This window comes from Polaribacter litorisediminis (genome assembly GCF_019968605.1).
GTDB lineage: Bacteria > Bacteroidota > Bacteroidia > Flavobacteriales > Flavobacteriaceae > Polaribacter > Polaribacter litorisediminis.
In genome coordinates this window covers 2,777,959-2,804,531 of sequence record NZ_CP082966.1, presented here as the reverse complement: position 1 = coordinate 2,804,531, position 26,573 = coordinate 2,777,959, and the positions used below count along the sequence as shown (strand labels likewise).

The window sequence follows — 26,573 nt, the reverse complement described above, 5'->3', positions numbered from 1 at the left end:
GCCATAGAATCATTAGAAACTAATAAGTTTGTAAAAACTAGTATTTTATGGAGAAACCAGTTTTGTATTTAGAAAATGCAGATATCTATCAAAGAGAAAATTTGGTGTTAACCAAGGTAAATTTAACAATCAATAAAGGTGACTTTTATTATTTAATTGGTAAAACAGGGAGCGGTAAAAGTAGTTTGATGAAAACACTTTACGGCGATTTACCATTGCAACGAGGTATCGGAAACATTGTAGATTTTGATTTGAAAAAATTGAAGGAAAAAGAAATTCCGTTTTTAAGAAGAAAAATTGGTATCGTTTTTCAAGATTTTAAATTATTAAATGATCGAACTGTGTTTGGTAATTTAGAATTTGTTTTAAAAGCTACAGGTTGGAAAAACAAGGAGGAAATAAAGCAAAAAATAAATGAAGTTTTAGAGAAAGTTGGTTTACAAGCACAACACTATAAAAAAACTTTTGAATTGTCTGGCGGTGAGCAACAAAGAATCGCCATAGCAAGAGCTTTGCTCAATGATCCGGAATTGATTTTAGCAGATGAGCCTACGGGGAATTTAGATCCAAAAACATCTTTAGAGGTAATGGAGCTTTTAAACGACATTCATAAAAGTGGTAAAACTATTTTAATGGCAACACACGATTATCAATTAATTGTAAAGTTTAAGCAAAAAACTTTAAAATGTGAAGGAGGCGAGCTGTTTGAAGTAGCGCAACAAACTACGGTTTAATGCTTTCTGTTTTAATACCAACATATCACTATAATGCGCTTTTATTGGTGCAAGAATTGCATAGGCAATTACTGTTAGAAAATTTTATTTTTGAAATTATTTGTTTTGATGATGGTTCTAAATCGACCTTAAACACTGAAAACGAAAAAATTAATTTGCTGCATTGTGCTCTTTTTAAAAGTTTACCCAAGAATATTGGAAGAAGTGCTATTAGAAATTTACTTGCTGAAAGCGCCCAATATCAATGGCTACTTTTTTTAGATGCAGATGTTGCGCCTGTGCATGCTAATTTCATTACAAAGTATAGCGCTTGTTTCTACCAAACGAAAACTGTTTTTTGTGGTGGCTTATTGTATCAAAATAAAAAAGAAAATTTAAAGCTGTTGCGCTATAAATATGGCAAAAAGCATGAAGAAATTCCCTTGGAAATCAGGAAGAAAAGTCCGAAAAAATACTTTTTTAGTTCTAATTTTTTAATTAAAAAGGAAATTTTTAAGACTGTTCGTTTTGAAGAAAAATTAAAAAAATATGGAAGAGAAGATTTTTTATTCTCTTTAGATGTGCATAAAGCAGGATATAAAATTGAGCATATTGCCAATGAAGTATATCATTTAGGTATCGAAGAAAATGCTGCTTTTGTGTCTAAAACAAAAAAAGCCATGGAAAATCTTATATTTTTATGCAATCAGAATTTGATTGATGAAAAAGGGATTACCTTATTAAATTTTACAAAAAAAATAGAAAAAATTAAAATGACTAAAATAGCGGCTAGTTTTTATCCTTTTTTAGAAAAATTAGTCATCAAAAAAGCCTCTGTTTTCTTTTTAAATGTTCTAAAAGTTTCCTATTTATGTCACTTAAAATTAAAAAATGAATAGCGTAGAAATCGCGAAATTTATCTGCCATCAATTAGAAAAAAATAAAGAAATTTTAAAAGATCAATTTTTAAAATCAAAAGAAAGTATTGGTTTTTTTTATTTGGATGATCTTTTACCAGAAGCGTTGGCGCTAGAAATTCATAGTAAATTTCCAGAGCTAGAGAAAACGGTTAAAAGAAAAAGCTTGAGGGAATATAAGTTTACAGCTTATCAAATGGATGCTTATGATGCCCTTTTAGAAGAAGTAATTTATGCCTTTCAAGATAAAAATGTAATTGAATTAGTTGCTGAAATTTGTGGTTTAAAGCAAGTTTTTGGTGATGAGTTTTTATATGCAGGTGGATTATCACTGATGAAAAAAGATAATTTTTTGAATCCGCATTTAGATAATTCTCACGATAAAGAAAGGAGCAGATGGCGAGTGCTAAATTTGTTGTATTATGTAACACCAAATTGGAGTTTAGAGCATGGTGGTAATTTAGAAATTTGGCCAAGGGGATTAAAACAACCGCAAACTATCATAGAAAGTAAATTTAATAGATTAGTGGTCATGACGACGCATCAGAAATCTTGGCACTCTGTTAGTAAAGTGCAAAAGGATGCGATTCGGTGCTGTGTGTCTAATTATTATTTTTCTGAGGAGCCTCTTTTAAAATCGGATGAATTTCATATTACTACTTTTAGAGGTCGATCTTCAGAAAAAGTAAAAGATGTTTTATTGCAGATTGATAATAGCTTACGCTCGGGTTTGCGAAAAATATTTAAAAAAGGAGTTCGAGAAAATCCTCATCAATATAAAAAATAGCTATTTGTAATCCTTAAAAATGGTTAATAATTGTGCTTCTTGATGTTCCCAAATTAATCGTTCTTTTGCATTTTTGAGTGCATCCGAAAAATCTTTTGCTAAAGCTAGCTTAATTTGATTTGCCAATTTTTTAGGTGCTCTATCCTCAACAATTTCTCCAACTTGATAGTCGATTACAATTTTTTTCATTTCAGGTAAGTTAGAAACCAGAATGGGTACTTCTGCTTGTATGTAATCGAAAATTTTATTGGGAAGTGCATATCTGTAATTTAAGCCTAAATCTTCTTCAATACTAATTCCTAAATCTGCTAACGGCGTTAATTGATGTAGTTCATTCGGACTAATTTTTCCTAAAAAATAAATTTTATGTGCTAGATTTTTTTGAGCAACTTCTTCTTTTAAAAAATCAAAAATATCACCATGACCAATAATAACAAAAATACAGTTTTCAAGAAATGGAAGCACGTTAAGCATCAATTCTAAACCCCTACCCATATTAACGGCTCCTTGATATAAAATTATTTTTTTATCAGTATGATTAAATGGAAATTTGCTAGTAATAAGTTGTTTTTTAGTAGGTAAATTAAGGATAGTCTTAAAATTTGTATGGTATTTTGAGTTATAAAAGTTTGCTATACTGCCACAAACTGTATAGGTGTTTTCTAAATTTGGGAGTATTGTTGACTCCATACGAGTCCAAAAATTTTTAGCAAAAGGACGGTTTACGAGTTCTGGAATTTCTGGAAATAATTCATGACTGTCATAAATTAGGTTCTTTTTTTGCAGTAAACTAACCATGTAATTTGGTAAAAGTGTATCTAAATCGTTGGCTAAAAGTAGATCCTTTTTCGTAAAAAGAATCAAAAGAAATAGTTTTAAATTGAATTCCGCATAAAACAAAAAACCTTTTTTAAAAAACACAGCAATTCTTTTTGTGCTATAAGTTCTTTGAATGGGTTTGCTGTTTGTCTCTTTTTTGCCAATTAAAAGAATTTCATAGCCAGCATTATATAAGGTATTACAAACTTTTTCTACTCTTTGGTCTGTAGATATATCATTCGTTACAGAAACTATTATTTTTTTCAAGTCGATTTCTTTATCGCAATATAAAAAATAAAAAACGACTCCTTCATGAGAAGTTAGAAATTGCTTTTAAAAAACTAGAAGTAGATACGCCGATACTATTTCTAAAGATTTGTTTAAATGGCTTTGGTTATAGTATTGAAAACAATTATTAATAGTTTACATCTATATTGCTTGATAATTCAGGAGTAACTCGTTTCCTTTTTACTTAGTTTTTCTGAAAACTAAGTACCACAATTAAGGCAATTCTAGTTATTTTGAATTGAGAAAAAATAATTCCATAGAGGTTAGTCGCTAGTTCCTTCGCATGAAATATATAAGTTTAACGAATGTCAAGTTGTGCACTATCGAAACCTATTAAAAGCATTCGTATAGTTCTCAACTACTCTGTAACTGACAAACAATATCTTACAAAACAACATGCTTTAAGGCATTTAAAGATTGTAATTTAAGTCCACTTAATAACTAACATGTTTAATTACAGGTATTTACACGGGGTTGTGGCTTTAAACTAGTTTCATTGGAATGCTATTTTTCGAACGAATATTCACTTACAAAATCTGTAAAATTTTAGATTTATTATTTTTTTATTAATTTAGGGGAATTCAATTTGACTTTTTGCCAGAAAGAAGTTCTAATTAAATACAACAAAATGAAAAACAAGAAAATAAATAGGCTATACACATTCATAATTTTAATCATTGCAACCCTTTTCTTGAACTTAGCTTCCTGTAAGCAGAAAAAAGAAGATACGCTTAGTCAGCAGGAAAAAATAATAAATCCTTTTGTTGCCAATTCTGTAGATAGAGATTTAGAAGATATTAAGAAAGATGGTGTTTTAAGAGCTTTGGTTGTGTACAGCAGTACGAGTTATTTTTTATACAGAGGTCAAGCTATGGGTTTTGAATATGAACTTTTAAAACAATTGGCAAAGCATCTTGATTTAAAATTAGAGATTGTAGTCTCTAAAGATCTCGATACACAATTTGAAGTATTAAATAGGGGAGATGTTGATTTAATAGCACACGGTATGACGATTACAAATCAACGAAAGTGGGAAGTTGATTTTACAGAACATTTATATTTAACAAGGCAAGTACTTGTGCAGAAGATGCCAGATAATTATTTAAATATGACCTGGAGCGCTACTCAGAAGGAGCTTATTCATGATCCTATTGAACTAATTGGTAAAACTGTGTCCATTAGAAAAAATTCAGCATACATAGAGCGTTTGTTAAGTTTATCAAATGAAATGGGAGGAAATATTGTTATTGATACCTTAGACAGTAAATTGTCTACAGATGAAATTATCGATATGGTCGCTTCTGGAGAAATAAAATACACTATAGCCGATGAAAACCTGGCGCAAATAAATGCTTCTTTCAATCCTAATCTTAAGATTGATATTCCTATTTCTTTTTCTCAAAAAATAGGTTGGGTAACCAGAAAAAAGTCATCAAAATTTAGAGCTGTTGTTGATGATTGGATTGTGTCTCAAAGACGGAAAATGAATTTTAATGTTATTTATAACAAATACTTTAAAAATAAACGCACTTTTAGACAACGAATAAGAAGTGATTATTACAGTTTAAAAAATAATCAAATTAGTAAATATGATGATTTGATAAAGCAACATGCCACTAAAATTGGTTGGGATTGGAGATTGCTAGCTTCACAAGTATATCAAGAATCTCGCTTTGATCCTGTTGCAAAATCGTGGGCAGGTGCAAGCGGTTTAATGCAAGTAATGCCAGCTACAGCGGTATCTTTAGGGATAAAAGATGTTTCTGATCCTCATGAAAGTATTCGAGGAGGAACCGATTATTTAGATAAACTATACAACCGATTTACAGATATTAATGACTCTATCAATAGAATTAAATTTTCTTTAGCATCTTACAATTGCGGGTATAGTCATGTTAGAGATGCACAACGATTGGCTAAAGAAAATAATTTAGATTCAACTGTTTGGTCGGATAATGTAGAAAAGATGATCTTAGCGTTAAGTTTGCCTAAAAATTACAATAAACCTTTTATAAAATATGGATATGTAAGAGGTGAAGAGCCCGCTAATTATATTGAGCAAATTTTTGAGCGCTATGACCATTACAGACAATTTATTCCTTTGGAATAATTTAATTTATAAAGACAATGTATCATGCATCAGGCTTTTGGTATATATTGTTTTATTTGTTAAGCTTTCATTTAACACCAACTTTTGGGTTAATTTTTACAGCCATGTAATATAAAGAAGCTGGCTTTGCAATTCTTAGATTATATATTAAATGCTTTTTCCATGAGTTGAATTTCTTTATTAGGAATACCGATTTTAGTTGCGATTTCTTTCCAGGAAGTAACCGCTGTAATCACCTCCTCTAAAATTGCATCCATTTGATTCTCACGAAGACGAAAATAGATGCCTACACTTTTTGCTAAATTGAAGTTTAATGCATTATCATCCATATCTATGTTTAACGCCAAACCATCCTTATCTATAGATGGATTGAGGTCGTAAGCAGGAGATAATATCCAACCTTCTTTTGTTAGTATAAACCCATGATTACGTAAATGGTCGTCGGTATTTGAAATGGCAATGTTAAAAACAATTCTTCTCCATAATTGTTCTAAATTCTCCTCTATGTTACAACCTTGATTTTGAATAAACTCTGCTAACTCCAAATAGCTAGATGTATTATCTCTGATGGTTTCTTCGTTATTACCTGTCATGGTCATCGCCGACACAAAATGAATTCTTTCTCCATTTTCTCTATCGAAACGTTTTGTAAAAAAGGTATTGTAGATCCCGTTAACCTTTTGGATTTTACATTCAGACATGGTTATGCCCGCTTTTAATGCTAATTGATAGGCAAGGTATTCACAAGCAGCTTTGTCTATAGTATCATTTTTTGCAGGGAATTTTGCGATCCATAAATTTTTATCATGATCAAGAATGTTGGCTTTGGGTCTGGCACCTCCAAGAGAGGAACCCGGTGCCATTAAAATGGCTAACCATTGTCTTGCTTCCTCATTATTGGTGTCATTTTCAAAGTTTTGAGCAGCATTTTGAAGTTCTCGTATTGAGGACCATGGTGGTGTTGGAGACAGATTGTTATTATCTAAAAACGGACCATTTGGATCTGTTTTAAATCTTAATGCTCCCATTCTGCTTTCGTCATAGACCCCTAACAAATAATCGATATCATATAGTGTTTTTGCTTTTTCTCCTGTTTTAGCCGCTTCATGTGAAGCTCTCCTTTTCATTAAAGTACGCCCCCAAGTATCTGGCATACTATCTAAAAAGACACCAAAGTTTTCTTTGTTATTTGGATATTGTGGGCCACCATAAAACTGAATATCTGGATCTAATATCATTTGGTTTTTAGATTTGATCCAGTTTTTATCATACTCAAAACTAAAGGCCTTTTTACCTTTCGCATACAATGCTGAAAGTATACCTATTAATTTAGGTGCTTCCATTGGTTTCCAATGTGCAAATACGTAAATGTCCCGTTTTTTAGTAGCCATATTATAATAAATCTAAGTCTTGTAATTTTCTTCCAAATTCATCGTCAGCTGCTAGTTTTAAGAAATCGTCTTGCAAGCCTAATACCCTTAATACATTGAAATAGGCTCCTATAGCAACGCTTGGGTTGCCTTTTTCTATTTGATATAAAGTCATTCTGACAATATTAGCTCTTTCAGAAACTTGAACTGCTGTTAATTTACGTCGCTTTCTTGCTAATTTGATGTTTTCACCTAACTGCTCTAGAATGACTAAGTGCTTTGGAAATAGTATTTGTTTTTTCTTTGCCATAATACCATAATGTATATATAATTATACAAATATATCTATTATGTATAAAATAATATACGTTTAATTATTTATTTTTAAATTTCCCCCTCATTTTTAAATTATCCTAAAGAAGATTTTTCGACAAGCTTAATCTATAAACTTTCTAAATCCGAAATTCACTTTTATTTTTCTTCTAATCTTTTTTGCATTGATTAAAACTACATCTGGATATGCACCAATACTACTTTTATTGCCAATAATTCAATTTAGATTTTCAAGTAAAGTTTCAATACAATCTAATCTTTGATTTATAATTTCGAAAGGGTTTGCCATTTTATAGACGTTTTGAAGTCTAAAATAGATGGTAAGCTACTATTTTTAACTGATATATTAAGATATAAAACCCTTTAAAACAATATTTTAAAGGGTTAAAAGTGTAAACGCAGTCTATTTGTTGGGTGCATTTAAAAAATTTAGACTCTCATAACATTTTAAGAGCTGTATAAATCTTCTTGGTAATTTGTAATAAGATAAGTTTTATACTGTTTCGTAGAACCTGCGTTTGGATAGCATATAAGGGTTAGGCGCCCAAAAGGTACTAAATAAGTATAACGAGTATGTGTTATAAAATTATTTTTTTACAAAACGATATAAAAAAGATAAAAATATATCTAACTGATAAAAGCCCAATTATTGGGCTTTTATTGTATTTAATTAATCTCATATATTATGTAGTAAATAATTTACAACAACATTGCAAAATTGCAACAAGTTTATATCCAGAAAATCAACAAAAATGAAACGCTAAATTAAAACTTTCAATATTTAGCGAAGAAATAATAAGTTAGTTTTCAATTAATATTCTATTTTTAAGGTTCAAAAAAATTGCAAGCTATTTATGTCATTATATCAAACCTCGGTATTAAAAAATTACATCAATTTACTAGATAGCGCTGTTATAGAAAAAGCATACAAAAAGTACGTAAAGTATTTTTTAAATCCCACCATTCAAGAAAACATTAGAAGTTCTAAAGAAGAAGAGTATCAGGGTATTTTTTTAACAGAATTGTTTGTCAATATTTTAGACTACACATTAAAACCTAATGTAGCTTTTAATTTAGTAGCAGAATATAAAAACCAAAAAAACGCACGTAAAGCAGATGGAGCAATTTTACATCAAGATATTGCAGTTGGTGTCATAGAATTAAAAGGCACAAATACTAAAGATTTAGAAAGTATCAGAAAACAAGCTTTTGATTACAAAGCCAACCAAAAAGGATGCGTATATGTAATAACCTCTAATTTCGAGAAGTTGCGTTTCTACATAAATGATGCTACAGAGTTTGAAGAATTTAATTTATTCGAACTCACAAAAGAACGTTTTCAACTCTTTTATTTATGTCTACAAAAAGACAATATTTTAAATAACACTCCTTTAAAAATTAAAGAAGCCTCTATTGTTGTAGAAGAAAAAATTACCAAAGAATTTTACAAAGATTATTCACTTTTTAAAAGAGAATTATATAGAGATTTAGTAAAACAGAATATGGCAAGGGAGCATGCTCCCTTGTTGGGAAATGAAAAAACAACAAAACTCGCTTTATTTAAAAAATCTCAAAAATTAATAGATCGTTTCTTATTTATATTTTTTGCAGAAGACCGCAGTTTATTGCCTGCCAACAGCACAGAACTCATTTTAAAAAAATGGAAAGCAGATAACGATTTTGGAGATGAAAGACCACTCTACAATCTCTTTAAACAATACTTTCATTTTTTAGACCAAGGAAGACAAGGTACAAAAAGTAGAGGCGAAATTTATGCGTATAATGGAGGGCTTTTTAAAGAAGATACTTTATTAGATGGTTTGTTAATAGACAATGATTTACTTTACAAACACACAAAAAAGTTAGCAGGCTACGATTTTGAAAGTCAGGTTGATGTTAATATTTTAGGGCACATTTTCGAAAACTCTTTAAATGAAATTGAAAGTGTAAATGCAGAAATAGAAGGGGCAGATTTTGATAAACAAACCAGCAAACGAAAAAAAGACGGAGTTTTTTACACTCCAAAATACATTACCAAGTACATTGTAGAAAATACAGTAGGCAAACTATGTACAGAAAAGAAGGCAGACTTAGGCATTAAAGAAGAAGAGTATTTTAAAGGACGTAAAAACCGAAATAAAACAACCATTACCAATTTAGTAGGTTTATTAGATACGTATAGAGATTGGTTGTTACAACTAACAATTTGCGACCCTGCTTGTGGTTCTGGCGCATTTTTAAACCAAGCCTTAAACTTTTTAATAGCAGAACACACCTATATTGATGAGCTAAAAACAAAAGTATTAGGTGGTGGTTTACAGTTTTCTGATATTGAAAATACCATTTTAGAAAACAATATTTTTGGGGTAGATTTAAACGAGGAATCTGTGGAAATTGCCAAACTTTCTTTGTGGTTGAGAACTGCACTACCAAGACGTAAATTAAACGATTTAAGCAGTAATATTAAATGTGGTAATTCTTTAATAGATAGCAAAGCAGTTGCTGGTGATAAAGCTTTTACTTGGGAAACACAGTTTCCTAAAGTTTTTGAAAAAGGTGGTTTTGATGTGATTATTGGAAATCCTCCTTACGTGTTCGCTAGAGATAATTTTTCAAAAGAAATTAAAGACTATTATTCTGACAAATATGTTTCTGCTGAATATCAAATAAATTTATACTTACTTTTTATAGAAAGAACCATAAACATTATTTGTGATAAAGCAAATTATGGCTTGATTATACCCAATGCTTGGCTAATGGTTGAGTCTGCAAAAGGTTTGAGGAATTATATTTTACAGAATTGTGAGGTTAATCAAATCATTAATTTAGCGGGTTATTCATTTGAAGGGGTTAATGTTGAAACTATTATAATCATAGCTACAAAATCAAAAGAAATTAAAATTGATAATAATGTTGATGTTTTATTAAGTTCTGGTAAAGAATTTAAGTTTGCTCATAAAAGAAAACAAATTGATTTTGCCAATAATGATGGATTTGAATTTAGGGTTTTTTCAAATGAAATTAGTGTTAACCTTATAAAAAAGTTAAAAAATGGCTCAAAAATTTTAAATGATTTAGTTTATATAAAATCTGGTTTAAAAGCATATCAAAAAGGTAAAGGAAAACCAAAGCAAACTGCACAAGATGTTAAAGATAGACCTTATGATTATAACTATAAATTTGATGTTGATACTTTTCCATATCTCGAAGGAAGAGATTTAGGTCGGAATTATATCAATTGGTCTGGCTCATACTTAAAATTTGGTTCTTTTTTAGCAGAGCCAAGACAGTTTTTAGGAAAAAAAATTATCGTAAGAGAAATTACTAGTCCTTATCCTAAAAGTATAAATGCCACTTTTACAGATGTTGATTATCTGTTTAATATGAGTAATATAGCGATTACCCCCAAAACAGAAAGTACATTATCCTTGAAGTATGTTTTGCCTATTTTGAACAGCAAATTAATAGCTTATTATTTTGTAAAAAATACTGCAAAGTCAGTTAGAAAGATGTTTCCTAAAATTATTTTAAATGATTTAAGAAAATTTCCAATCAAAGAAATAGCTGAAAAAGAACAAATACCATTTATAGAAAAAGCAGAAAGTATACTAAAATTTAATGATGATTTTATAAAACTTTCTAATAAATTCCAAAACTATCTTAAACAAAAATTCCAATTAGAAAAACTATCAAAAAAACTACAAAATTTGCACGATTTAGCATTTGGAGATTTTATAAAAGAACTAAATAAAGCTGTAAAAACAAATAATAAACTACTTGTAAAAGATGGTTTACAAGAATTACCAGCACTAACCAAAAAAGACGAGTTTGAGTGGTTAGACCTCTTTGAAGAAAACAAACAAAAAGCACAAACATTACAAACCCAAATAACCCAAACAGACAAAGAAATAGATGCTATGGTGTATGAGTTGTATGGTTTAACTGAGGATGAAATTAAGATTGTTGAGAATAGTTAAATATTGCCATCACACAGGTCATTGCAAAGCACGAAGCAATCTCTTAATTGAAAAAGAAAAGAATGAGTAAAAAAGAAAGAATTTATAATCGCCTAATATTAGTAGGTAATGGTTTTGATTTAGCTTTAGGTATGAAAACTTCTTATAATGACTTTTTGTTTTGGTATTTAAAAAATCTATTGATTACATCAGTTAAGAAAAACCAGCGTTTTGATGATAGAAATATGAGTACAAAATATTTCTATTACAAAGATGAACTAACAACTACTTATTGGAAATCTTTTAATCACCAAGATAAATTATTAGAATTTATAGATAGACATGACACTCTTGAAAAGCTTCAAAAGTTATTAAATGAAAATTCTCCTGTAAATATTGCGTGTAATTCTTTATTGTTTAAGTCGATATATGATTCATCTTTAAATTCTTGGGTAGATATTGAAAGAACATATTATGATATTTTAAAATCAAATCTTAAAGAAAAAAAGGAAGTCGAAAAATTAAATAATAATTTTAGTTTCTTAAAAAACCAATTAGAAATTTATTTAATTTCATTAGAGATACCAGCTTTTGCAGATAGTGGAAAAAGCACTTTATTTTCTGAACAATTTTTTGGTGGTGTAACTCACGAAGAAATGATTGATGCAAGTCCAGAAGATTCCATAGGCAGAAAAGATATACTTTTATTAAATTTTAATTATACAAATTCATTGTCTCAATTATTAAAGAATGTAGAAGATAAGTATCAGCCAAAAATAAATTATACAATCAATCATATTCACGGTAAATTAAATTCAACAGAAGAAAAAATGATTTTTGGTTATGGTGATGAAATGGATGATAAATACAAGGAAATACAAGATTTGAATGATAATTTATATTTGGAAAACATAAAGTCGTTTCAATATTTCAGAAGTCCAAATTACAGGAGTTTATTACGTTTTGTAAGCTCAAATGAATATCAGGTCTGTATTTATGGTCATAGTTGTGGCTTATCTGATAGAGTTATGCTTAATGAAATCTTTGAAAATGAAAATTGTAAATCGATTAAAATCTACTTCTATAAAGATGAAAATGATTTTAACAATAAGACAATGGAAATTTCAAGGCATTTTAAAGATAATAACTCAATGAGAAAAAAAATTGTAAACTTTAATCCTAAAGATATAATGCCGCAACTTACCAATTAAGAAATAAAGTTAAAAAGAATTAAAATGCAAAACAACCAACAGAACATCATTATTTATAACACTGCAGATGGCAAAGCATCTGTAAGTTTATATACCAAAGAAGGTACTATTTGGATGAACCAAAGTCAGCTAGCAGAACTTTTTGACACCTCTATACCAAACATCAGTATACATATATCTAATATACTGAAAGAAAAAGAGTTATCGTCAAATTCAGTTATTAAGGATTACTTAACAACTGCCCAAGATGGTAAAGAATACAACGTTACTTTTTATGCCTTAGATATGATTTTGGCAATCGGCTTTAGAGTGCGTAGCAAAAGAGGTACACAATTTAGAATTTGGGCAAACCAAAACCTAAAACAATACATGATTAAAGGGTTTGTTATGGATGATGAACGTCTGAAAAACCCAGATGGCAGACCAGATTATTTTGATGAATTACTCGCACGTATTAGAAACGTTAGAGCATCAGAAAAAAGATTCTATCAAAAAGTAAGAGACCTATTTGCATTATGCAGCGATTACGACCCAACAGACAAAGCCACACAAATGTTTTTTGCCGAAACACAAAACAAATTACTATTTGCAGTTACACATAAAACAGCTGCAGAATTAGTAGTAGCAAGAGCCAATGCATCAGACCCTACTATGGCACTAACAACATGGAAAGGCAATACAGTAAGAAAACAAGATATTTTTATTGCAAAAAACTATCTAAATGAAGATGAACTAGATTCCTTAAACAGATTAGTAGTCATCTTTTTAGAAACAGCAGAATTAAGAGTGAAAAATCGCATCGATATTACAATGAATTTCTGGAAAGAAAATGTAGACAGCGTTTTAGAGTTTAACGATCAAAAAGTTTTAAAAGGATTGGGGTCTATTTCTAACAAGCAAATGGAAGAAAAAGTAAGAGAAATATACGTAGAATACGACACCAATAGAAAAATTGAGGAAGCCAAAAGAGAAGATGCAATAGAGTTAGAAGAAATAGAAAAATTGCTTAAAAACAAAAAATAATGAAGAATGTAGCAAAAGTCTACAATAAACTAATCTTAATTGGTAATGGTTTTGATTTAGCTTTAGGTTTAAAAACGTCTTATAACGATTTTTTGTTTTGGTTACTAAAGTCAGAAGTATTAAAAAGGTTCGACTATCAATACTTTGGAGAAATAGAACAAATATTAAAACGTTACGTGAAATTTTATAACAATAGAAGGCTTCATGGCTTATTGGGACGCATAACACCAATGGAAAAATGGAATGCAGATAAACACCTAATTATGATGAAAAAATTAACCGCTTAATTAATAATCGAAATTTAAAAGATTACTCTTGTTTTATAGGGGTCAAAACACATGCTCTTAAGCTTTTGAAAAAAAGAATTAAAATCGAAAAACAAGATAAAATTGATTTTCCGTTCAAGAAAGTTGACAACTCAGAAATTGATACGGATTTAGTTACAGTAAAACAAACCATGGAAATTTTAAATATATCAAGAGGTTCTGTTAGAAACTGGACAGATAACGGAGATTTAATAAAGCATGCTATTGGTGGTAGGGTTTATTATAAACGGAGTGAATTGTCAACTGTTCCTAAAAAATTAAAGTAGTGTTTAAATCCAAAAGATGACTAAATGCTGACTAAAAATATAATAATAAAACCTCAACTAAATTAAAATCAATTAGTTGAGGTTTTAAGTTGTGGAGACGCCGAGAATCGAACTCGGGTCCAAACAAGCAGCCAAAATGCTTTCTACATATATAGTTCTTTCTTAATTTTCGATCAAAAGCTGATTAAGAACAATCCACTTTTAACTTAACTTCTTTAGTTTCAAAAACTCGTCAAAGTACCAAGTTTTCTATGTTTACTTTTACGATATCCAAAAGTGAAACGCCGTAAACCAAGGCTGTTCGTGGACATAAAGCTTGCACACCTTGTGTGCCTAGGCAAATCCTACTGTAATTCGGATTATGCAGCTAAAGCGTAGTTATCTTCGCCGTTTAAAAAGTTGAAATTAGGTTTTACGAGTGTTATTTCATAACTCGATATGCTTACAAATTCACTGTCCTTGCTGTCAAAACCAGTCGTCCCCTCAATGAAATAGCAAATTTTTAATTTGCGTAATTGAATTTATGCTACATATATATATCAGCATCTCAATCTTTCATTTAATTTTGTACAAGAAATATTTCTAAAAATAAAAATATGGATTGCAAAAGTATAAAAAATACAGTTGGTAATCTCTTTAAATTCTAATATCTTCGAGCAAATTTTATACCAATCTTTATAAAACTTTTAAAAACTGAATTTCTTTCAGTATTTCAGTGTCACTTAAAAACAAAAAAAATGAAATTCGGAATTATAAAAGAGCGCAAAAATCCACCAGACAGAAGAGTTGTTTTTTCACCAGAAAAGTTGCAAGAACTTCAAGAGAGGTTTCCAAAGGCATCCTTGTTGATTGAAAGTTCTGCTATTCGAGTTTTTTCAGATGAAGCCTATCGAAAAGCAGGATTCGAAGTTACCAATGATATGGCAAGTTGTGATGTTTTATTGGGGGTAAAAGAAGTGCCTATCGATGCTTTAATACCGAATAAGAAATATTTTTTCTTTAGTCATACCATCAAAAAGCAACCGTATAACAGAGCGTTACTAAAGGCTATTTTAGATAAGAATATAGAACTTTACGATCACGAAACGATTGTTAAAAAAAACGGAGCAAGACTCATTGGTTTTGGACGTTATGCAGGTATTGTGGGTGCTTATAATGGTTTTAGAGCTATCGGATTGACGAACGAATCTTTCAATTTACCAAAAGCAGAAACTTTAGACAGCCAAAAAGAACTAATTTCAGAATTGAAAAAAATTAAATTAGGGAATCTTAAAATACTCTTAACCGGAAACGGAAAAGTTGCTTATGGTGCTAAAGAAATGCTAGATGCCATGGAGATTCAGAAAGTTTCTGTTGATGATTATTTGACTAAAAATTATAAGGAACCTGTGTATTGCTTGGTAGATGTTTTAGATTACAACAAACGCAAAGACTCACAAATACTTAATAATATCGATTTTTACAACCATCCAGAAAAGTATGAGTCTGATTTTATGCGTTTTGCAATGGTTACAGATTTCTTTATCGCAGGGCATTTTTACGGAAATGGTGCTCCCTATTTATTTACTCGAGAAGATGCAAAATTAAAAGATTTTAAGATAAAATTTGTCGCAGATATTTCTTGTGATGTAGATGGTCCCGTTGCTTCTACGTTAAGAGCATCAACAATTGAAGATCCTATTTACGGTTATAACCCAGAAACTGAATCTGAAGTTGATTTTAAGGATGAAAAAGCAATCGTAGTGATGGCTGTTGATAATTTACCTTGCGAGTTGCCAAAGGATGCTAGCGAAGGTTTTGGAGAATTGTTTCTAAAACATGTAATTCCAGCTTTTTTTAATGATGATAAAGATGGGGTTCTTGAACGTGCCAAAATGACTGAAAACGGAAAACTGACAGAACGTTTTTCTTACTTGCAAGATTATGTCGATGGAAAATAATAATGTATTAAATCGACAATTTTTGATAGAAGTATCAAAAATGAAAATGCCTTTTGGTAAGTTTAAAGGTAGATTTTTAATTGATTTACCTGAACATTACATCGTTTGGTACCACAATAAAGGTTTCCCGAAAGGGAAGCTTGGGCAACAAATGAGTCTTGTTTATGAGTTGCAACTAAATGGTTTAGAGGATATTGTTAGAAAAATACAAAAAGAGTTTTCTTAAAAGCTGAAAAGCATAGGTTGATGAATTATATTCAATTCGTTTTTAAAAGTTGATCAATTTATAATTTGTAGCAAGTAATCAATATTTATTTTTGCGGTTGTCTTTACGTGCATACAACGCAAAAATGCAAAGTAATTTCAGTAAATACGCTAAAATATTTTGTAAAGTTTGGAGTTAAGCAATAGAATCAGTTTTTTTTACAATTCCAAATGTAATGTGCGTTAGACCAAGAATTATCAATGAAGAGTACCAATAAGAAGGGATTAGAAAGCAAAGCGTAGCAAGCAACAAACAAATACTAGAAATAATTAAGATACTTTTATTGTCTTTATTTCTTAGAACGAATACTAAAATGGCATAAAGGATTAAAAATACGGGCGCGATATAATCAATAAAACCTTGATTCATTAAAAATATTAAAATTAGGAATATCAGTAACGAACTCAATATATAAATCCAAAAAGTGGTTTTTGTTTTAGGGTTCCATAGGGTATCATTAAGTTTTTTGGAGCGCCTTCTACTTTTAAAGTAAATTGCCAAAGATGAAAACATAAAGGTTAAAACTGCGATAACAATTAGAAGTACTTCAATAATTTCTGCGGATAACATACCCATTGTATTGTCATCAATTAAAAAACCGTCTAAAATATTCTTAATTAAATATCCAGCAAGCATAAAATAAATGCCTATTTGAACGCTTGCAAATCCTTGCAATGAAAAATTTACTTTAAAATGATTCTGTGTATTCATAAAAATTTATAACTTTCGCTAATATACAAAAAAATGAAACCAGCAGAGGCGTATATTTTAAATCAACCAGAACCTTTGAAGTCTATGTTGATGCATTTACAAATTTTAATGGAAAATTCCCTTTTACTATTTAAAAGATAAACCTTTTTGTTATTTAAATGCGTCTAAAAAAAAAGCTATGTAGATGTTGCTTTTTGGCTTTCCGCACATTTAACAGCATATAATGAGCATTTAATTTCTGAAAACAGGAAAGTTATAAAGTCGCTTCGCTATTATAGTTTAGAAGATATTAACCAAGAAATTTTAATTTCTATTTTAAAGGAAGCTCATCAATTGAAAGAGAAAGGTTTTTACAAAAGGGAATAATTATCGCATCCTCACTTTAAAACATAAAGCATTTTCTTGATGGATACATAAAAATTAAGTTTTTGTAAATTTTTAGACCTTTCAGATTTTATAAACCTGAAAGGTCTGTGGTACTCATTTTCTTGCCTTATAATTTCTCAATAACCTTTTTAAACAAAGTAATCATTTTTGGCTCGGCTTCACCAGCAGTAGCTATAATTTCTGCAATGTTTACAGGTTGTAGGTTTTTAGGATCACATTCATCCGTGAGTACAGAAATAGCCGCACAAGGCAAGTTTAGTTGTTTGGCTACAATTACTTCTGGCACGGTACTCATACCTACAGCGTCTGCTTCTATAATTTGCAACATTCTGTATTCTGCTCTGGTTTCTAATTGCGGTCCTAAAACGCTAGCATAAACTCCGAGATGCAATTGTATGTTTTTGCTTTTCGCTATTTCTGTAATTTTAGTATTCATACTTTCAGAGTAAGGCGCTAGCATATCTGCAAAAATATTCCCAAAAGCATTGGCACCTTGAAACGCTAAAGGAGAGGTTCCTTGCAAATTTATGTGGTCTTCAATAAGCATTAAATCACCTTTTTTATAGGATAAATTGATCGCTCCGGCAGCATTCGAAATCAATAAGTTTTCAATTCCTAAACCGTGCATGGTTCTGATGCCATAGGTAACTTCCCAAGCGTTATATCCTTCATATAAATGAAAACGACCTGCCATTACCAGTACTTTTTTTCCTGATAAATCCCCGTAAATTAATTTACCAGAATGGAACTCTACGGTTGCTATTGGGAAATTAGGAATATCTGCATATGAAATCTCTTTTTCAATCGAAATTTCTTCGACTAATTTCCCTAAACCAGTTCCTAAAACAATACCAATACTGGGCTTGGTAATTCCTTTGGATTTTAAAAAATCAATGGTTTCTTGTAATTGTTGTTGTTTCATTTTAAAAATTTTTGAAATGCCGGATGCCCATGAATATCTTCAAAAACATCAACATCGTTTAATTCTTTGAGTAAAAATACTTTTTTATCTTTTAAATCTTTTAAGGTCTCTTTTTGAACGGTTTCTGTGCCCCATTCTTTTCCTTTAAATACTTTTTCTTGCAAAGCATTCATCCCTAATAGGTAGTAACCGCCATCTTTCGCCGGACCCAAAACTGCGTCATTTTTATCTAAGGCAACAAATGCGTTTTCAATAATCTCTGCTGATAAATCATATAAATCGCTACCAATAATCATTACTTTTTCATAACCAGCATCAAACCCATGTTTAAAAGCATTGAGCATTCTGACTCCTAAATCTTCACCAATTTGTTGATGTTTTTGATATATATTTTCATCCCAAATATCATTTTTTCTAATTTTAACAGAGTAATAAACAGCTTTGTCAGCACTCACTTTAGAGGAAACATCACGAGTTCTTTCTAATAAGAATTTATAAATTTCTAAAGCAATTTCATCGCCCACCGTTTTTGCCAAACGTGTTTTTGTCTTACCCAATTCAGGGTTTCTGGTAAAAATTAACAATACGTTTTTACTCATAAAAATTACTAAATTTTAAATTGAATACAGAGTTGTTTTTATTTTTTCCACAACCCACAACCCATTAAACACTAATAAACTTTCTCTCCTTTTTTTAGCCATTTACTCCAATTTTTATTAAAGGTATGTACTTTTTCTGTGGTATTTCCCAAGGTATCTTTTACTTGAAAATTAGCGTTTTTCCATTCAAAAATACCACCATATAAATTATAAACGTTGGTATATCCTTTTTGAATTAATTTATACGCTACCGTTTCTGAGCGAATCCCCAAAGAACAATACACTACAATTTTAGTATCCTTGTTTTTTGGTAATTTTTTTAAAGTTTCTTTAATTTTAAAATCATCATAACCCACACGAATGGCGTTTTGCAAATGACTCACATTATACTCTTTTTCTTGTCTTGCATCCAGTAAAATTGCTTTTGTTTTGGGTAATGCTAAGGTTTCTACAGACATATAAGGTACGTTTCTTGTGTTCCATTTATCAAGCAATTTGTCTAATGTTTTTTGTGCAGCAACTGTGGATGAGATCAGTAAAAAAAGTAGTAAAATTTTCTTCATTTAAATTGATTTTATAGTTGAATTTCAAATCCTTGCAAACTACTTTCTAAAGGGGGTAAAATTTCTGTGTTATCCCAAATTCCGGTTACAATCGTTCTAGAATATTCTTCAGGAAGTAATCCGTTTTGCATTAATTTACTCGTTAATTTATAATTGTATCGTAAGGTTTTGTGAGTAAAGTTAAAATTATTATCTGAATCTTCTAGTACAGCATACCAAACATCCGGATTTCCATCGTTTGCAGGCATTCCAATCACACCGGGATTAAGCCATAGTTTATCTTCTTTTTGATGAAAAAAAGGCAAACCACAATGGCCTGCAATAATTACATCACTTTTTGTAGCTTCAAAGTTAGGTTGTTTTTTAGACCAGTTTGTAGATTTAAAAATAAATTCTGAGATATGAAAATAGGACCCATGTACAAAAGTTACTTTTTTATCGGTGTATGTAAAAGTGATTTGATTTGGCAATTTTTTTAAGAAATTTAATGAATTTTCTGACAATTTACTTTGCGCATACGGATACCAAATTTGAGAGAAATTATCGCAGCGAGAGCCTTCTTTAAAATCGCAACCGCAATCATTTGCATGTTCTCGTAACTGAATTTCTACATTGCCAACAATACTTTTTGCTCCCCACAATTTAAATAATTGCACCGTTTCTTCGGGTTGTGCGCAATACCCAACGATATCTCCTGTGCAAATACAATTTTCGGGCGCAATATTTTCTTTTTCAGCAATTTTTTTCAAAGCTTCTAAAGCTTGTAAATTGCTGTAAACTCCGCCAAAAAGCAGTATTTTTCCTGTTACTTTTCCTAAATCTGTTACTTTTCCTAAATCTGTTATTTTCTGATCCATTTCGGAATAAAATATAAAATGATACAACTTAATAATCCCCATATATTGACCCATAATAAAGAGGCATACTTTCCTTTGGTAAAAATGAATATCTCTGGAACTACATCTAAAACTAGTAAAAATCCAAAGAACAATCCGCAAATGACACTTAGGTAAAAGCTAATTTTTGGTACTGAAATCTTCCAAAAAATAAAGACTGGTGTTAAACCAATCACCATCGTGCCAGAAATAGTAGTGGCGGATAAAATTTCTGCTCCAAAAAACACGGGTAAAGTACCTAAAACAGCAATTAAAACCATAACAATTCTTCCAAAGGAAACTGATTTTCCTAAATTTAAATCTACGGCTAGTAGTTTTGAAAAAGATGAAAAAGTGGAATCTAAGGTAGAGGCTGCGGAAGTAATCATAATAAAATTGATAATCAATAATAGAACAACGCCGAAAGCTTTACCCACTTCAACCGCCGCTTGCCCTTGCATGCCTTTTGTTTGGGCATAGACTCCAATTAAACTAAATAAAACAATACAAATGGCTCCCAAAACACTTGCCCATAAAAAACTTTTTCGTGTTACTTTGGGTGATGAAATAAAACCTCTATCGGTTAAAACAGGATCGTGAAAAGGATAACTAAAAGATTGCAGAATTGCGGCGAAAAATAAATTTAAACCAAGCTCAAAACTCCAAGTTCCAGACGAAATTATTTGCTGTGTAGAAAAATCATCCGTCGAAAAAATAGTTCCTAAAATGATGCTCAATAATACAGAAAATAAAACCATTTGAATGATATCTGTAAAAATAGAACTACTCAAACCACCTTTAATGGCATAAGCTAAAGTCAATAGGGTAAACACAATAATAGCCCAATAATAAGAGTTGCTTCCTTGTGCGCCAAAATAACTACCAATTACCATGGTATTGCTCCAAACTTCATTAAATAATCGAAAAGCAATCAGAATCGAGAAGATTGCCATTGCATTTTTTCCGAATTTTGAAATTAAAAACTCATGGATGCTTTTATAATTTCCTTGGGTTCTTAACTGGTAAATAATGATTCCGGCAACGGCAAAAGACACATAATAACCCGCGTAAGCAACGCCACCGACTAAACCAAAATCCAGTCCTAAATTGGCGGCATTGGTAATACTTTTGGCAAAAATCCAAGAAATGATTAAGCTTCCTGTTAAGACCAAAGTATTTGGTGCTTTTTTCTTATTCACAGCTTTAAAAAACTGATCTGTAGTTTTTGCTAAAGGAGACAAGAAAAATAATATCAAACTTGACACTAAAATTAATCCCCATTGATAATTTATTACTTCCATAAATTTATATAGAAGACCTCACAGGTTTTAAAAACCTGTGAGGTCTAATTTTACTCATTCCACCAAACTTTTACGTCTAAACTATTTCCATTGGTTGCAGCTTCTGCAATTTTATAGTTGTCTTGATTTAAAGAAGCAGCTTCCGCAGGATATGGCATTCTAACAGGAATTAATTCGTTATTTAAACTTGCTGAAACATTCTTCAAAGCAGGAAAACCGGTTCTTCTAAACTCAACCCAACCTTCATATCCATTGATAATGGAAGCAATCCATTTTTGTGTAATAATTTGTTCTAAAGGAGTTTTTCCAACAGCGTTAAAATTAGCATTTCCAGTTAAATAGGTTGCTGGTAAATTAGTGTTCCAATATGCAAAAGCTTGTGTAACTCCAGTTGTGTATAAGGTTTCAGAATTTGTGTTGATAAACCCCTTTTCGGCGGCTTCTGCCAATAAAAAACTTGTTTCCCAAGCCGTCATAAAATTGGCGTCTAGGGTTGAGGTGTCTTCTCTAAAAGCGGTTCCTGCCAAAGAATAATCGGATATGGCAATGGAGGTTGTAGAAGAATTAATTCCGTTGATTAAACCTTTAAATTCGTTGGAATTAGAATTGGCAAAAGGTCTAAATAATTTATAAATTCTAGTGTCGTTTAAATCAATTAAAATTTCTTCCATAGTTTCTGATAGCACAAAATTATTGAAATCTCCGACTCTTAATTGTGCCAATCTAAAACTATTTGGTTCTGAATTTGTGAAATCAAAAACAGCGTTTTCAGCATTATTTTGGATGTAGTTTCCTTCATTAAATAAAGTTTGTAGTGCATTAGCAACATCAACTTTAGCAGAAATTCTAATGAGGTATTTTATTTTTAAAGAGTTGGCAAATTTTACCCAAGCCTCTAAATTTCCGTTGTATAAAATATCACCATCTAAAGGAATAGAACCTGTATACTTCTGAATAGCAGCAATGCCTTTGTCTAAATTATCTAAAATTCCGTTTTCATTTTGGTAAATATCTTCTTGTAGATTGTATTTGGGCGTTACCGTTCCATCGACACCATTAAAGGCATCAAAATACGGTACATCACCAAATAAATCTGTTAAACCAGCGGCCATATAGGCTTTTAAAATTAAGGCAGGTCCTTCATACACTGCAAATGCAGTTGTTGTTCTACTTTGTTTTAAAAGGATTTCATTATCCCGTAAATTGGTGTAAAATATAGGCCAAGGATTGCCACCTAACTGCGGACTTTTTAAATCGTGCCGATCAAATAAATTAAAATCTAAGGCTGTTCTGTGTTGTGCTAATAAATCTCCAGCAACAAAACCTTCGTAGCTCATTTGCTCGCCAAAATCATACATAACTTGGCGCAGTAACAAGCTAGGTTGCACAGAAACAGGTGCATTCGGATTGGTATTGATGTCCTCAAAGTCTTTGGTACAACTGGTCATTATTATTGTAGAAATTACGATGATATATATAAATTTTTTCATTTTTATTATTTTTTGCAGGGTTTCAAAAACCTTGTGGATATTTAATTTTATTATAATCGGTTCATGCTATCTAAATCTATAAGGAATCCTTGTTCCTCGGATTTATTTTGCAGGTTAAAAATTAAACCCCACTTTAAAACCTAAACTTCTGCTCGTTGCATAACTCATATCTTCAACGCCACTTACAAATCCGTTTCCTTGCACGGCTAATTGTTCTGGATCGAAATGCGGATTTTCAGTAAGCACAAACAAGTTATTGCCAACAAACGAAAAGTTGATGTTCGCATCATCTTTCAATCCTAAAAAACCCTCGGTTAAAAGCAAAGTATAACCGATTGAAAACTGACGTAATTTTAAAAAGGAGGCATCATAAACATTGTTTTCTTCGTGATTTCTGTCGTAAAATTGGCGGTAATAACTTTCCGATGAAACGGCAACCGTATTGGGTTGACCCGTATTTACGTTAAGACCTTGCGCTATAATTCCTGCATCCGGTCTATAAGCTGTTTCTGCCAATTGGCCACCAACATTTCCCAAAGCTCGGGTTCTAGAAACAATTTCGCCGCCTTGCCGCCAATCGAATAAAAAGCTAGCATTCCAGTTTTTATATTGGAAAGTGTTGTTCCATCCCAAGGTGAAATCAGGATTGTAATTCCCGATTTTAATCAAATTATTATCAGCAATATAACGCCCGTTATCATCCAATAGAAATTGGCCTTCTGCGTTTTTTTGATATCCTGTTCCATACATGTCACCAACTTGCCCGCCTTCTTCCACTTGAAACCAAACCGTTTGGTTTGCGCTATCATAAATTCTGCTATACGCTAAAGTTAATCTTCCATTTTCTTGCGGTAAATTTTTAATGATGGATTTATTGGTAGCAAAGTTAAAAGTGGTATTCCAGGTAAAATTGTTATTTTTGATTGGAGTACCACCTAAAATAATTTCTACCCCCGAAGTATTTACTGCCCCACCATTGACAACTTGCTGATTATAGCCCGATGAAATAGCAATGGGTAACGAAATAATTTGATCTTTGGTTGTGGCATTGTAGTACGTGAAATCAATGCTCAATCGGTCTTTAAAAAATCGGACATCTGCACCCAACTCATAAGAAGTAGTAACTTCTGGTTTTAAATTTGCATTCGGAATAAAATCTTGATTGCTAAAGGTAGGTTGCCCGTTAAAGTTCGTTTGTGCCACAAAGGCGCCTGACGTTTGATATGGATTTGTGTCGTTCCCAACTTGTGCCACACTGGCTCTTAACTGAGCAAATGAAATATTTTCGGGTAATTCTGTATAATTGGAAAGTAGAAAACTAGTGGAAATAGAAGGATAAAAGAAGGAGGTTCCTTCTACGGAAAACGGCGTTGCCAAGGCGCTAGACCAATCATTTCTTCCTGTAATATCAACATATAAAAAGTCCTGATAGCCAAATTTTACAATTCCGTATAAAGAGTTAATTCGTTTTTCAGTATCGAATTGAAAAACTTCTATGGGTGATGCTGCATTATTTAAACTGAAAATTCTAGGTTGTGCTAAATTGGTGGTTTGAGATTGTTTTGTAGACGCTGTTTGATCCAAACGATTTCCGCCAAAAGAAGCATCCAAAGAAAAATTACCAAAAGTATCTTTGTAATTGAGTAAAAAATCAGTGTTCACTTCTCTGTAAAAAACATCATGTTCTGCATAGGCTCCGTTTTGAAAACGATTGCTACTATAATTTCGTTTAAACCTCCTTTTTTCTGAAGAATAATCCATTCCTGAGCGCAAAGAAAGGCTTAATTTTTCTGTAAATTGATGGTTGAATGTGATGTTACCAAAAAGACGATCTCTGTTAAAAGAGTTGGTGTTTTCATGCAAAATGAAAAAAGGATTATCGAAATAGGTATAGTTAAAAGAATATTGTTGCACACCTTCTAAACCCGGTTGCCAGTAATCTCGCAAACTATCGATGTTTAAAGATCTTGGCCCCCAGGCTACTAAAGAATAATTTACGTTTTCGCTTCCATATCCATTCGATGGTCGGTTATCGCTACTAGAATTTATATAATTGATATTAGAGATGATTTTTGTTTTTTCTGTGGGGTTAAAATTCAATTTTAAAGCAACTGTTTTTCGCTCTAAATTTACTCCTGGAATGATAGATTCGCTATCTAAATTCGTAAAAGACAATCGGTAAGAACCGCGTTCAAAAGCATCATTGATCGCAATATTATTGATGGTTGTAATTCCTGTTTGATAAAAATCTTTTAAATTATCTGGATTCGATTTGAATAAAGTTGGGGTAATGGGAAAACCAGAATACAAAGAAGTGTCTCCACCACGAAAGACTGTGCCGTTGGGTAAGGTAACAGGAGAATCAAATTGCGGAATGAAATTTCCAGCATCTAATCTGGGTCCCCAAGAATAGGTAATCACATCATTTACACCAGCACCTAAGCCATCAACATATTCAAAATCCCCTGAATTTCCTTGTCCGAATTCATTTTGAAAATCAGGCAAACGAAAAGCGCTATCAAACGTTATGGATGAATTTATACTAATTCCTAATCCTTTTTTCTTAGAACCGTCTTTGGTTTTAATCACAATAACTCCGTTAGAAGCGCGAGTTCCGTATAATGCCGCCGCACTAGGACCTTTTAAAACAGTAATAGATTGTATATCATCTGGATTTACTTCCATTGCGCCGTTTCCAAAATCTATTTCTTGAAAACCAGCGGCTGCTTCATTGGTGAAATTAAAAATTGTGTTGTTGCTAATTGGAGTTCCATCGACCACAAAAAGCGGATTGTTATTCGAAAAAGAAGCTTCTCCACGAATGGTTATTTTTGAAGAAGAACCCACGCCTGTGGCTCCTTGAGAAATGGTAACACCCGCTAATTTACCAGAGAGATTATCTAAAAAATTGACAGTTTTTACTTCCGTAACATCTTTTGCTTTGAGTTCTTGAACCACATACCCTAATTCTTTTGTTTTTCTATTGAGTCCTAAAGCAGTGACGACAATTTCATCTAAATTCGTTTCAATTTCTTCTAATTGAATGTTGATGGAAGTTTGATTTCCTACTTTTATTTTTTGAGTTTTATACCCCAAATAGGAGAAGGTTAAAATTTGATTTTGGTCTAAAACTTCAATGGAATAATTGCCATCCATATTAGAAGTAGTTCCATTTTCTGTGGATGATGAAATGGAGACAGCAGGAATTCCTATGCCTGTGTTCTTATCGGAAATTGTTCCCGAAATTTTAATTTGTGAAAAACTGATGCTCGTTACCAACAGTAAAAGCCACATTGAAATGTGTTTCATTAAAAAATGATTTTTGTGTAAAATGAATTGATTTTCTATAACTCGAAGCTGTTCGAGCGCAGTCGAGAACTATGTTTTATAACATTAAAACC

General features: G+C 31.3%; 22 protein-coding genes and 1 other RNA gene. 11 read left to right on the top strand and 12 right to left on the bottom strand.

Annotation, left to right across the window (positions count from 1 at the left end; translation table 11 throughout):
• The first annotated feature begins 47 nt into the window (after positions 1 to 47).
• The 3 genes from K8354_RS11985 to K8354_RS11975 are packed head-to-tail and all read left to right on the top strand — an operon-like array spanning position 48 to position 2,417.
• Complete coding sequence (locus tag K8354_RS11985) at positions 48 to 734, top strand: cell division ATP-binding protein FtsE (protein ID WP_223439943.1); 687 nt, start codon at positions 48 to 50, stop codon at positions 732 to 734.
• Entirely contained in the window at positions 734 to 1,612 is an 879-nt protein-coding gene (locus K8354_RS11980) for a glycosyltransferase family 2 protein (protein ID WP_223439941.1), read from the top strand. Before K8354_RS11985 ends, K8354_RS11980 begins: the two co-directional genes overlap by 1 nt.
• Positions 1,605 to 2,417, top strand: coding sequence for a 2OG-Fe(II) oxygenase (locus tag K8354_RS11975; protein WP_223439939.1), 813 nt, complete (start codon positions 1,605 to 1,607; stop codon positions 2,415 to 2,417). Before K8354_RS11980 ends, K8354_RS11975 begins: the two co-directional genes overlap by 8 nt.
• On the opposite strand, the gene K8354_RS11970 is transcribed toward K8354_RS11975, so the two are convergent.
• Positions 2,418 to 3,503: a glycosyltransferase gene (locus K8354_RS11970; RefSeq protein ID WP_223439938.1), complete on the bottom strand. Its 1,086-nt coding sequence runs from the start codon at positions 3,501 to 3,503 to the stop codon at positions 2,418 to 2,420.
• Positions 3,504 to 4,152: 649 nt separating this feature from the next.
• Here K8354_RS11970 and K8354_RS11965 point away from each other — a divergent pair.
• Positions 4,153 to 5,634 (top strand): MltF family protein, encoded by a 1,482-nt coding sequence (locus K8354_RS11965; protein WP_223439936.1) that lies wholly within the window; start codon positions 4,153 to 4,155, stop codon positions 5,632 to 5,634.
• A gap of 140 nt (positions 5,635 to 5,774) precedes the next feature.
• Here the strand turns inward: K8354_RS11965 and K8354_RS11960 are convergent, their stop codons facing one another.
• Both K8354_RS11960 and K8354_RS11955 read right to left on the bottom strand, forming a co-directional pair.
• The gene (locus K8354_RS11960; protein WP_223439934.1) at positions 5,775 to 7,025 is read right to left on the bottom strand and encodes a type II toxin-antitoxin system HipA family toxin; all 1,251 of its coding nucleotides are present in this window, start codon (positions 7,023 to 7,025) and stop codon (positions 5,775 to 5,777) included.
• 1 nt (position 7,026) lies between these two features.
• Positions 7,027 to 7,314, bottom strand: a complete 288-nt coding sequence (locus K8354_RS11955) for a helix-turn-helix domain-containing protein (RefSeq protein ID WP_223439932.1) — start codon at positions 7,312 to 7,314, stop codon at positions 7,027 to 7,029.
• Positions 7,315 to 8,191: 877 nt separating this feature from the next.
• Between K8354_RS11955 and K8354_RS11950 the strand changes: the two genes are divergently transcribed.
• The 5 genes from K8354_RS11950 to K8354_RS11930 all read left to right on the top strand — a co-directional run bounded on the left by K8354_RS11950 (position 8,192) and on the right by K8354_RS11930 (position 14,119).
• Positions 8,192 to 11,314 carry an Eco57I restriction-modification methylase domain-containing protein gene (locus tag K8354_RS11950; protein ID WP_223439930.1) on the top strand — a complete coding sequence of 1,041 codons (3,123 nt, stop codon included), beginning with the start codon at positions 8,192 to 8,194 and terminating at the stop codon, positions 11,312 to 11,314.
• A gap of 62 nt (positions 11,315 to 11,376) precedes the next feature.
• The gene (locus tag K8354_RS11945; protein WP_223439929.1) at positions 11,377 to 12,504 is read left to right on the top strand and encodes an AbiH family protein; all 1,128 of its coding nucleotides are present in this window, start codon (positions 11,377 to 11,379) and stop codon (positions 12,502 to 12,504) included.
• A gap of 24 nt (positions 12,505 to 12,528) precedes the next feature.
• Entirely contained in the window at positions 12,529 to 13,527 is a 999-nt protein-coding gene (locus tag K8354_RS11940; RefSeq protein WP_223439927.1) for a virulence RhuM family protein, read from the top strand.
• Positions 13,527 to 13,814, top strand: a complete 288-nt coding sequence (locus K8354_RS11935) for an AbiH family protein (protein WP_223439925.1) — start codon at positions 13,527 to 13,529, stop codon at positions 13,812 to 13,814. The genes K8354_RS11940 and K8354_RS11935 overlap by 1 nt, the downstream gene beginning before the upstream one ends.
• A 65-nt stretch (positions 13,815 to 13,879) precedes the next feature.
• The gene (locus tag K8354_RS11930; RefSeq protein ID WP_223439923.1) at positions 13,880 to 14,119 is read left to right on the top strand and encodes a helix-turn-helix domain-containing protein; all 240 of its coding nucleotides are present in this window, start codon (positions 13,880 to 13,882) and stop codon (positions 14,117 to 14,119) included.
• Positions 14,120 to 14,208: 89 nt separating this feature from the next.
• Here the strand turns inward: K8354_RS11930 and ssrA are convergent.
• Positions 14,209 to 14,602: a transfer-messenger RNA gene (gene ssrA / locus K8354_RS11925) on the bottom strand.
• Positions 14,603 to 14,856: 254 nt separating this feature from the next.
• Between ssrA and K8354_RS11920 the strand changes: the two genes are divergently transcribed.
• Complete coding sequence (locus K8354_RS11920; protein WP_223439922.1) at positions 14,857 to 16,059, top strand: NAD(P)-dependent oxidoreductase; 1,203 nt, start codon at positions 14,857 to 14,859, stop codon at positions 16,057 to 16,059.
• Entirely contained in the window at positions 16,049 to 16,285 is a 237-nt protein-coding gene (locus K8354_RS11915; protein ID WP_223439920.1) for a DUF3820 family protein, read from the top strand. Before K8354_RS11920 ends, K8354_RS11915 begins: the two co-directional genes overlap by 11 nt.
• Positions 16,286 to 16,459: 174 nt before the next feature.
• Here K8354_RS11915 and K8354_RS11910 read toward each other — a convergent pair whose 3' ends face one another.
• The 8 genes from K8354_RS11910 to K8354_RS11870 form a co-directional block, all read right to left on the bottom strand.
• Complete coding sequence (locus K8354_RS11910) at positions 16,460 to 17,035, bottom strand: hypothetical protein (RefSeq protein ID WP_223439918.1); 576 nt, start codon at positions 17,033 to 17,035, stop codon at positions 16,460 to 16,462.
• Between the two features lie 493 nt (positions 17,036 to 17,528).
• Complete coding sequence (locus tag K8354_RS11900) at positions 17,529 to 18,344, bottom strand: purine-nucleoside phosphorylase (RefSeq protein WP_223439916.1); 816 nt, start codon at positions 18,342 to 18,344, stop codon at positions 17,529 to 17,531.
• Positions 18,341 to 18,943 (bottom strand): TIGR04282 family arsenosugar biosynthesis glycosyltransferase, encoded by a 603-nt coding sequence (locus K8354_RS11895; protein WP_223439914.1) that lies wholly within the window; start codon positions 18,941 to 18,943, stop codon positions 18,341 to 18,343. The genes K8354_RS11900 and K8354_RS11895 overlap by 4 nt, the downstream gene beginning before the upstream one ends.
• Before the next feature lie 71 nt (positions 18,944 to 19,014).
• Positions 19,015 to 19,506, bottom strand: a complete 492-nt coding sequence (locus K8354_RS11890) for a rhodanese-like domain-containing protein (RefSeq protein ID WP_223439912.1) — start codon at positions 19,504 to 19,506, stop codon at positions 19,015 to 19,017.
• Positions 19,507 to 19,517: 11 nt separating this feature from the next.
• Positions 19,518 to 20,363 carry a metallophosphoesterase family protein gene (locus K8354_RS11885; protein WP_223439910.1) on the bottom strand — a complete coding sequence of 282 codons (846 nt, stop codon included), beginning with the start codon at positions 20,361 to 20,363 and terminating at the stop codon, positions 19,518 to 19,520.
• Complete coding sequence (locus K8354_RS11880; RefSeq protein WP_223439908.1) at positions 20,348 to 21,682, bottom strand: sodium:solute symporter family transporter; 1,335 nt, start codon at positions 21,680 to 21,682, stop codon at positions 20,348 to 20,350. The genes K8354_RS11885 and K8354_RS11880 overlap by 16 nt, the downstream gene beginning before the upstream one ends.
• A 50-nt stretch (positions 21,683 to 21,732) precedes the next feature.
• Entirely contained in the window at positions 21,733 to 23,172 is a 1,440-nt protein-coding gene (locus K8354_RS11875) for a SusD/RagB family nutrient-binding outer membrane lipoprotein (protein ID WP_223439906.1), read from the bottom strand.
• A 114-nt stretch (positions 23,173 to 23,286) separates the two neighbouring features.
• Positions 23,287 to 26,481 (bottom strand): SusC/RagA family TonB-linked outer membrane protein, encoded by a 3,195-nt coding sequence (locus K8354_RS11870; RefSeq protein WP_223439904.1) that lies wholly within the window; start codon positions 26,479 to 26,481, stop codon positions 23,287 to 23,289.
• Positions 26,482 to 26,573 lie beyond the last annotated feature (92 nt).

Bases quoted from the DNA above. Each gene is read 5' to 3' on its own strand.
- K8354_RS11985 (WP_223439943.1), top strand. From the start codon at position 48: ATGGAGAAACCAGTTTTGTATTTAGAAAATGCAGATATCTATCAAAGA.
- K8354_RS11980 (WP_223439941.1), top strand. From the start codon at position 734: ATGCTTTCTGTTTTAATACCAACATATCACTATAATGCGCTTTTATTG.
- K8354_RS11975 (WP_223439939.1), top strand. From the start codon at position 1,605: ATGAATAGCGTAGAAATCGCGAAATTTATCTGCCATCAATTAGAAAAA.
- K8354_RS11965 (WP_223439936.1), top strand. From the start codon at position 4,153: ATGAAAAACAAGAAAATAAATAGGCTATACACATTCATAATTTTAATC.
- K8354_RS11960 (WP_223439934.1), bottom strand. From the start codon at position 7,025: ATGGCTACTAAAAAACGGGACATTTACGTATTTGCACATTGGAAACCA.
- K8354_RS11955 (WP_223439932.1), bottom strand. From the start codon at position 7,314: ATGGCAAAGAAAAAACAAATACTATTTCCAAAGCACTTAGTCATTCTA.
- K8354_RS11950 (WP_223439930.1), top strand. From the start codon at position 8,192: ATGTCATTATATCAAACCTCGGTATTAAAAAATTACATCAATTTACTA.
- K8354_RS11945 (WP_223439929.1), top strand. From the start codon at position 11,377: ATGAGTAAAAAAGAAAGAATTTATAATCGCCTAATATTAGTAGGTAAT.
- K8354_RS11940 (WP_223439927.1), top strand. From the start codon at position 12,529: ATGCAAAACAACCAACAGAACATCATTATTTATAACACTGCAGATGGC.
- K8354_RS11935 (WP_223439925.1), top strand. From the start codon at position 13,527: ATGAAGAATGTAGCAAAAGTCTACAATAAACTAATCTTAATTGGTAAT.
- K8354_RS11920 (WP_223439922.1), top strand. From the start codon at position 14,857: ATGAAATTCGGAATTATAAAAGAGCGCAAAAATCCACCAGACAGAAGA.
- K8354_RS11915 (WP_223439920.1), top strand. From the start codon at position 16,049: ATGGAAAATAATAATGTATTAAATCGACAATTTTTGATAGAAGTATCA.
- K8354_RS11910 (WP_223439918.1), bottom strand. From the start codon at position 17,035: ATGAATACACAGAATCATTTTAAAGTAAATTTTTCATTGCAAGGATTT.
- K8354_RS11900 (WP_223439916.1), bottom strand. From the start codon at position 18,344: ATGAAACAACAACAATTACAAGAAACCATTGATTTTTTAAAATCCAAA.
- K8354_RS11895 (WP_223439914.1), bottom strand. From the start codon at position 18,943: ATGAGTAAAAACGTATTGTTAATTTTTACCAGAAACCCTGAATTGGGT.
- K8354_RS11890 (WP_223439912.1), bottom strand. From the start codon at position 19,506: ATGAAGAAAATTTTACTACTTTTTTTACTGATCTCATCCACAGTTGCT.
- K8354_RS11885 (WP_223439910.1), bottom strand. From the start codon at position 20,363: ATGGATCAGAAAATAACAGATTTAGGAAAAGTAACAGATTTAGGAAAA.
- K8354_RS11880 (WP_223439908.1), bottom strand. From the start codon at position 21,682: ATGGAAGTAATAAATTATCAATGGGGATTAATTTTAGTGTCAAGTTTG.
- K8354_RS11875 (WP_223439906.1), bottom strand. From the start codon at position 23,172: ATGAAAAAATTTATATATATCATCGTAATTTCTACAATAATAATGACC.
- K8354_RS11870 (WP_223439904.1), bottom strand. From the start codon at position 26,481: ATGAAACACATTTCAATGTGGCTTTTACTGTTGGTAACGAGCATCAGT.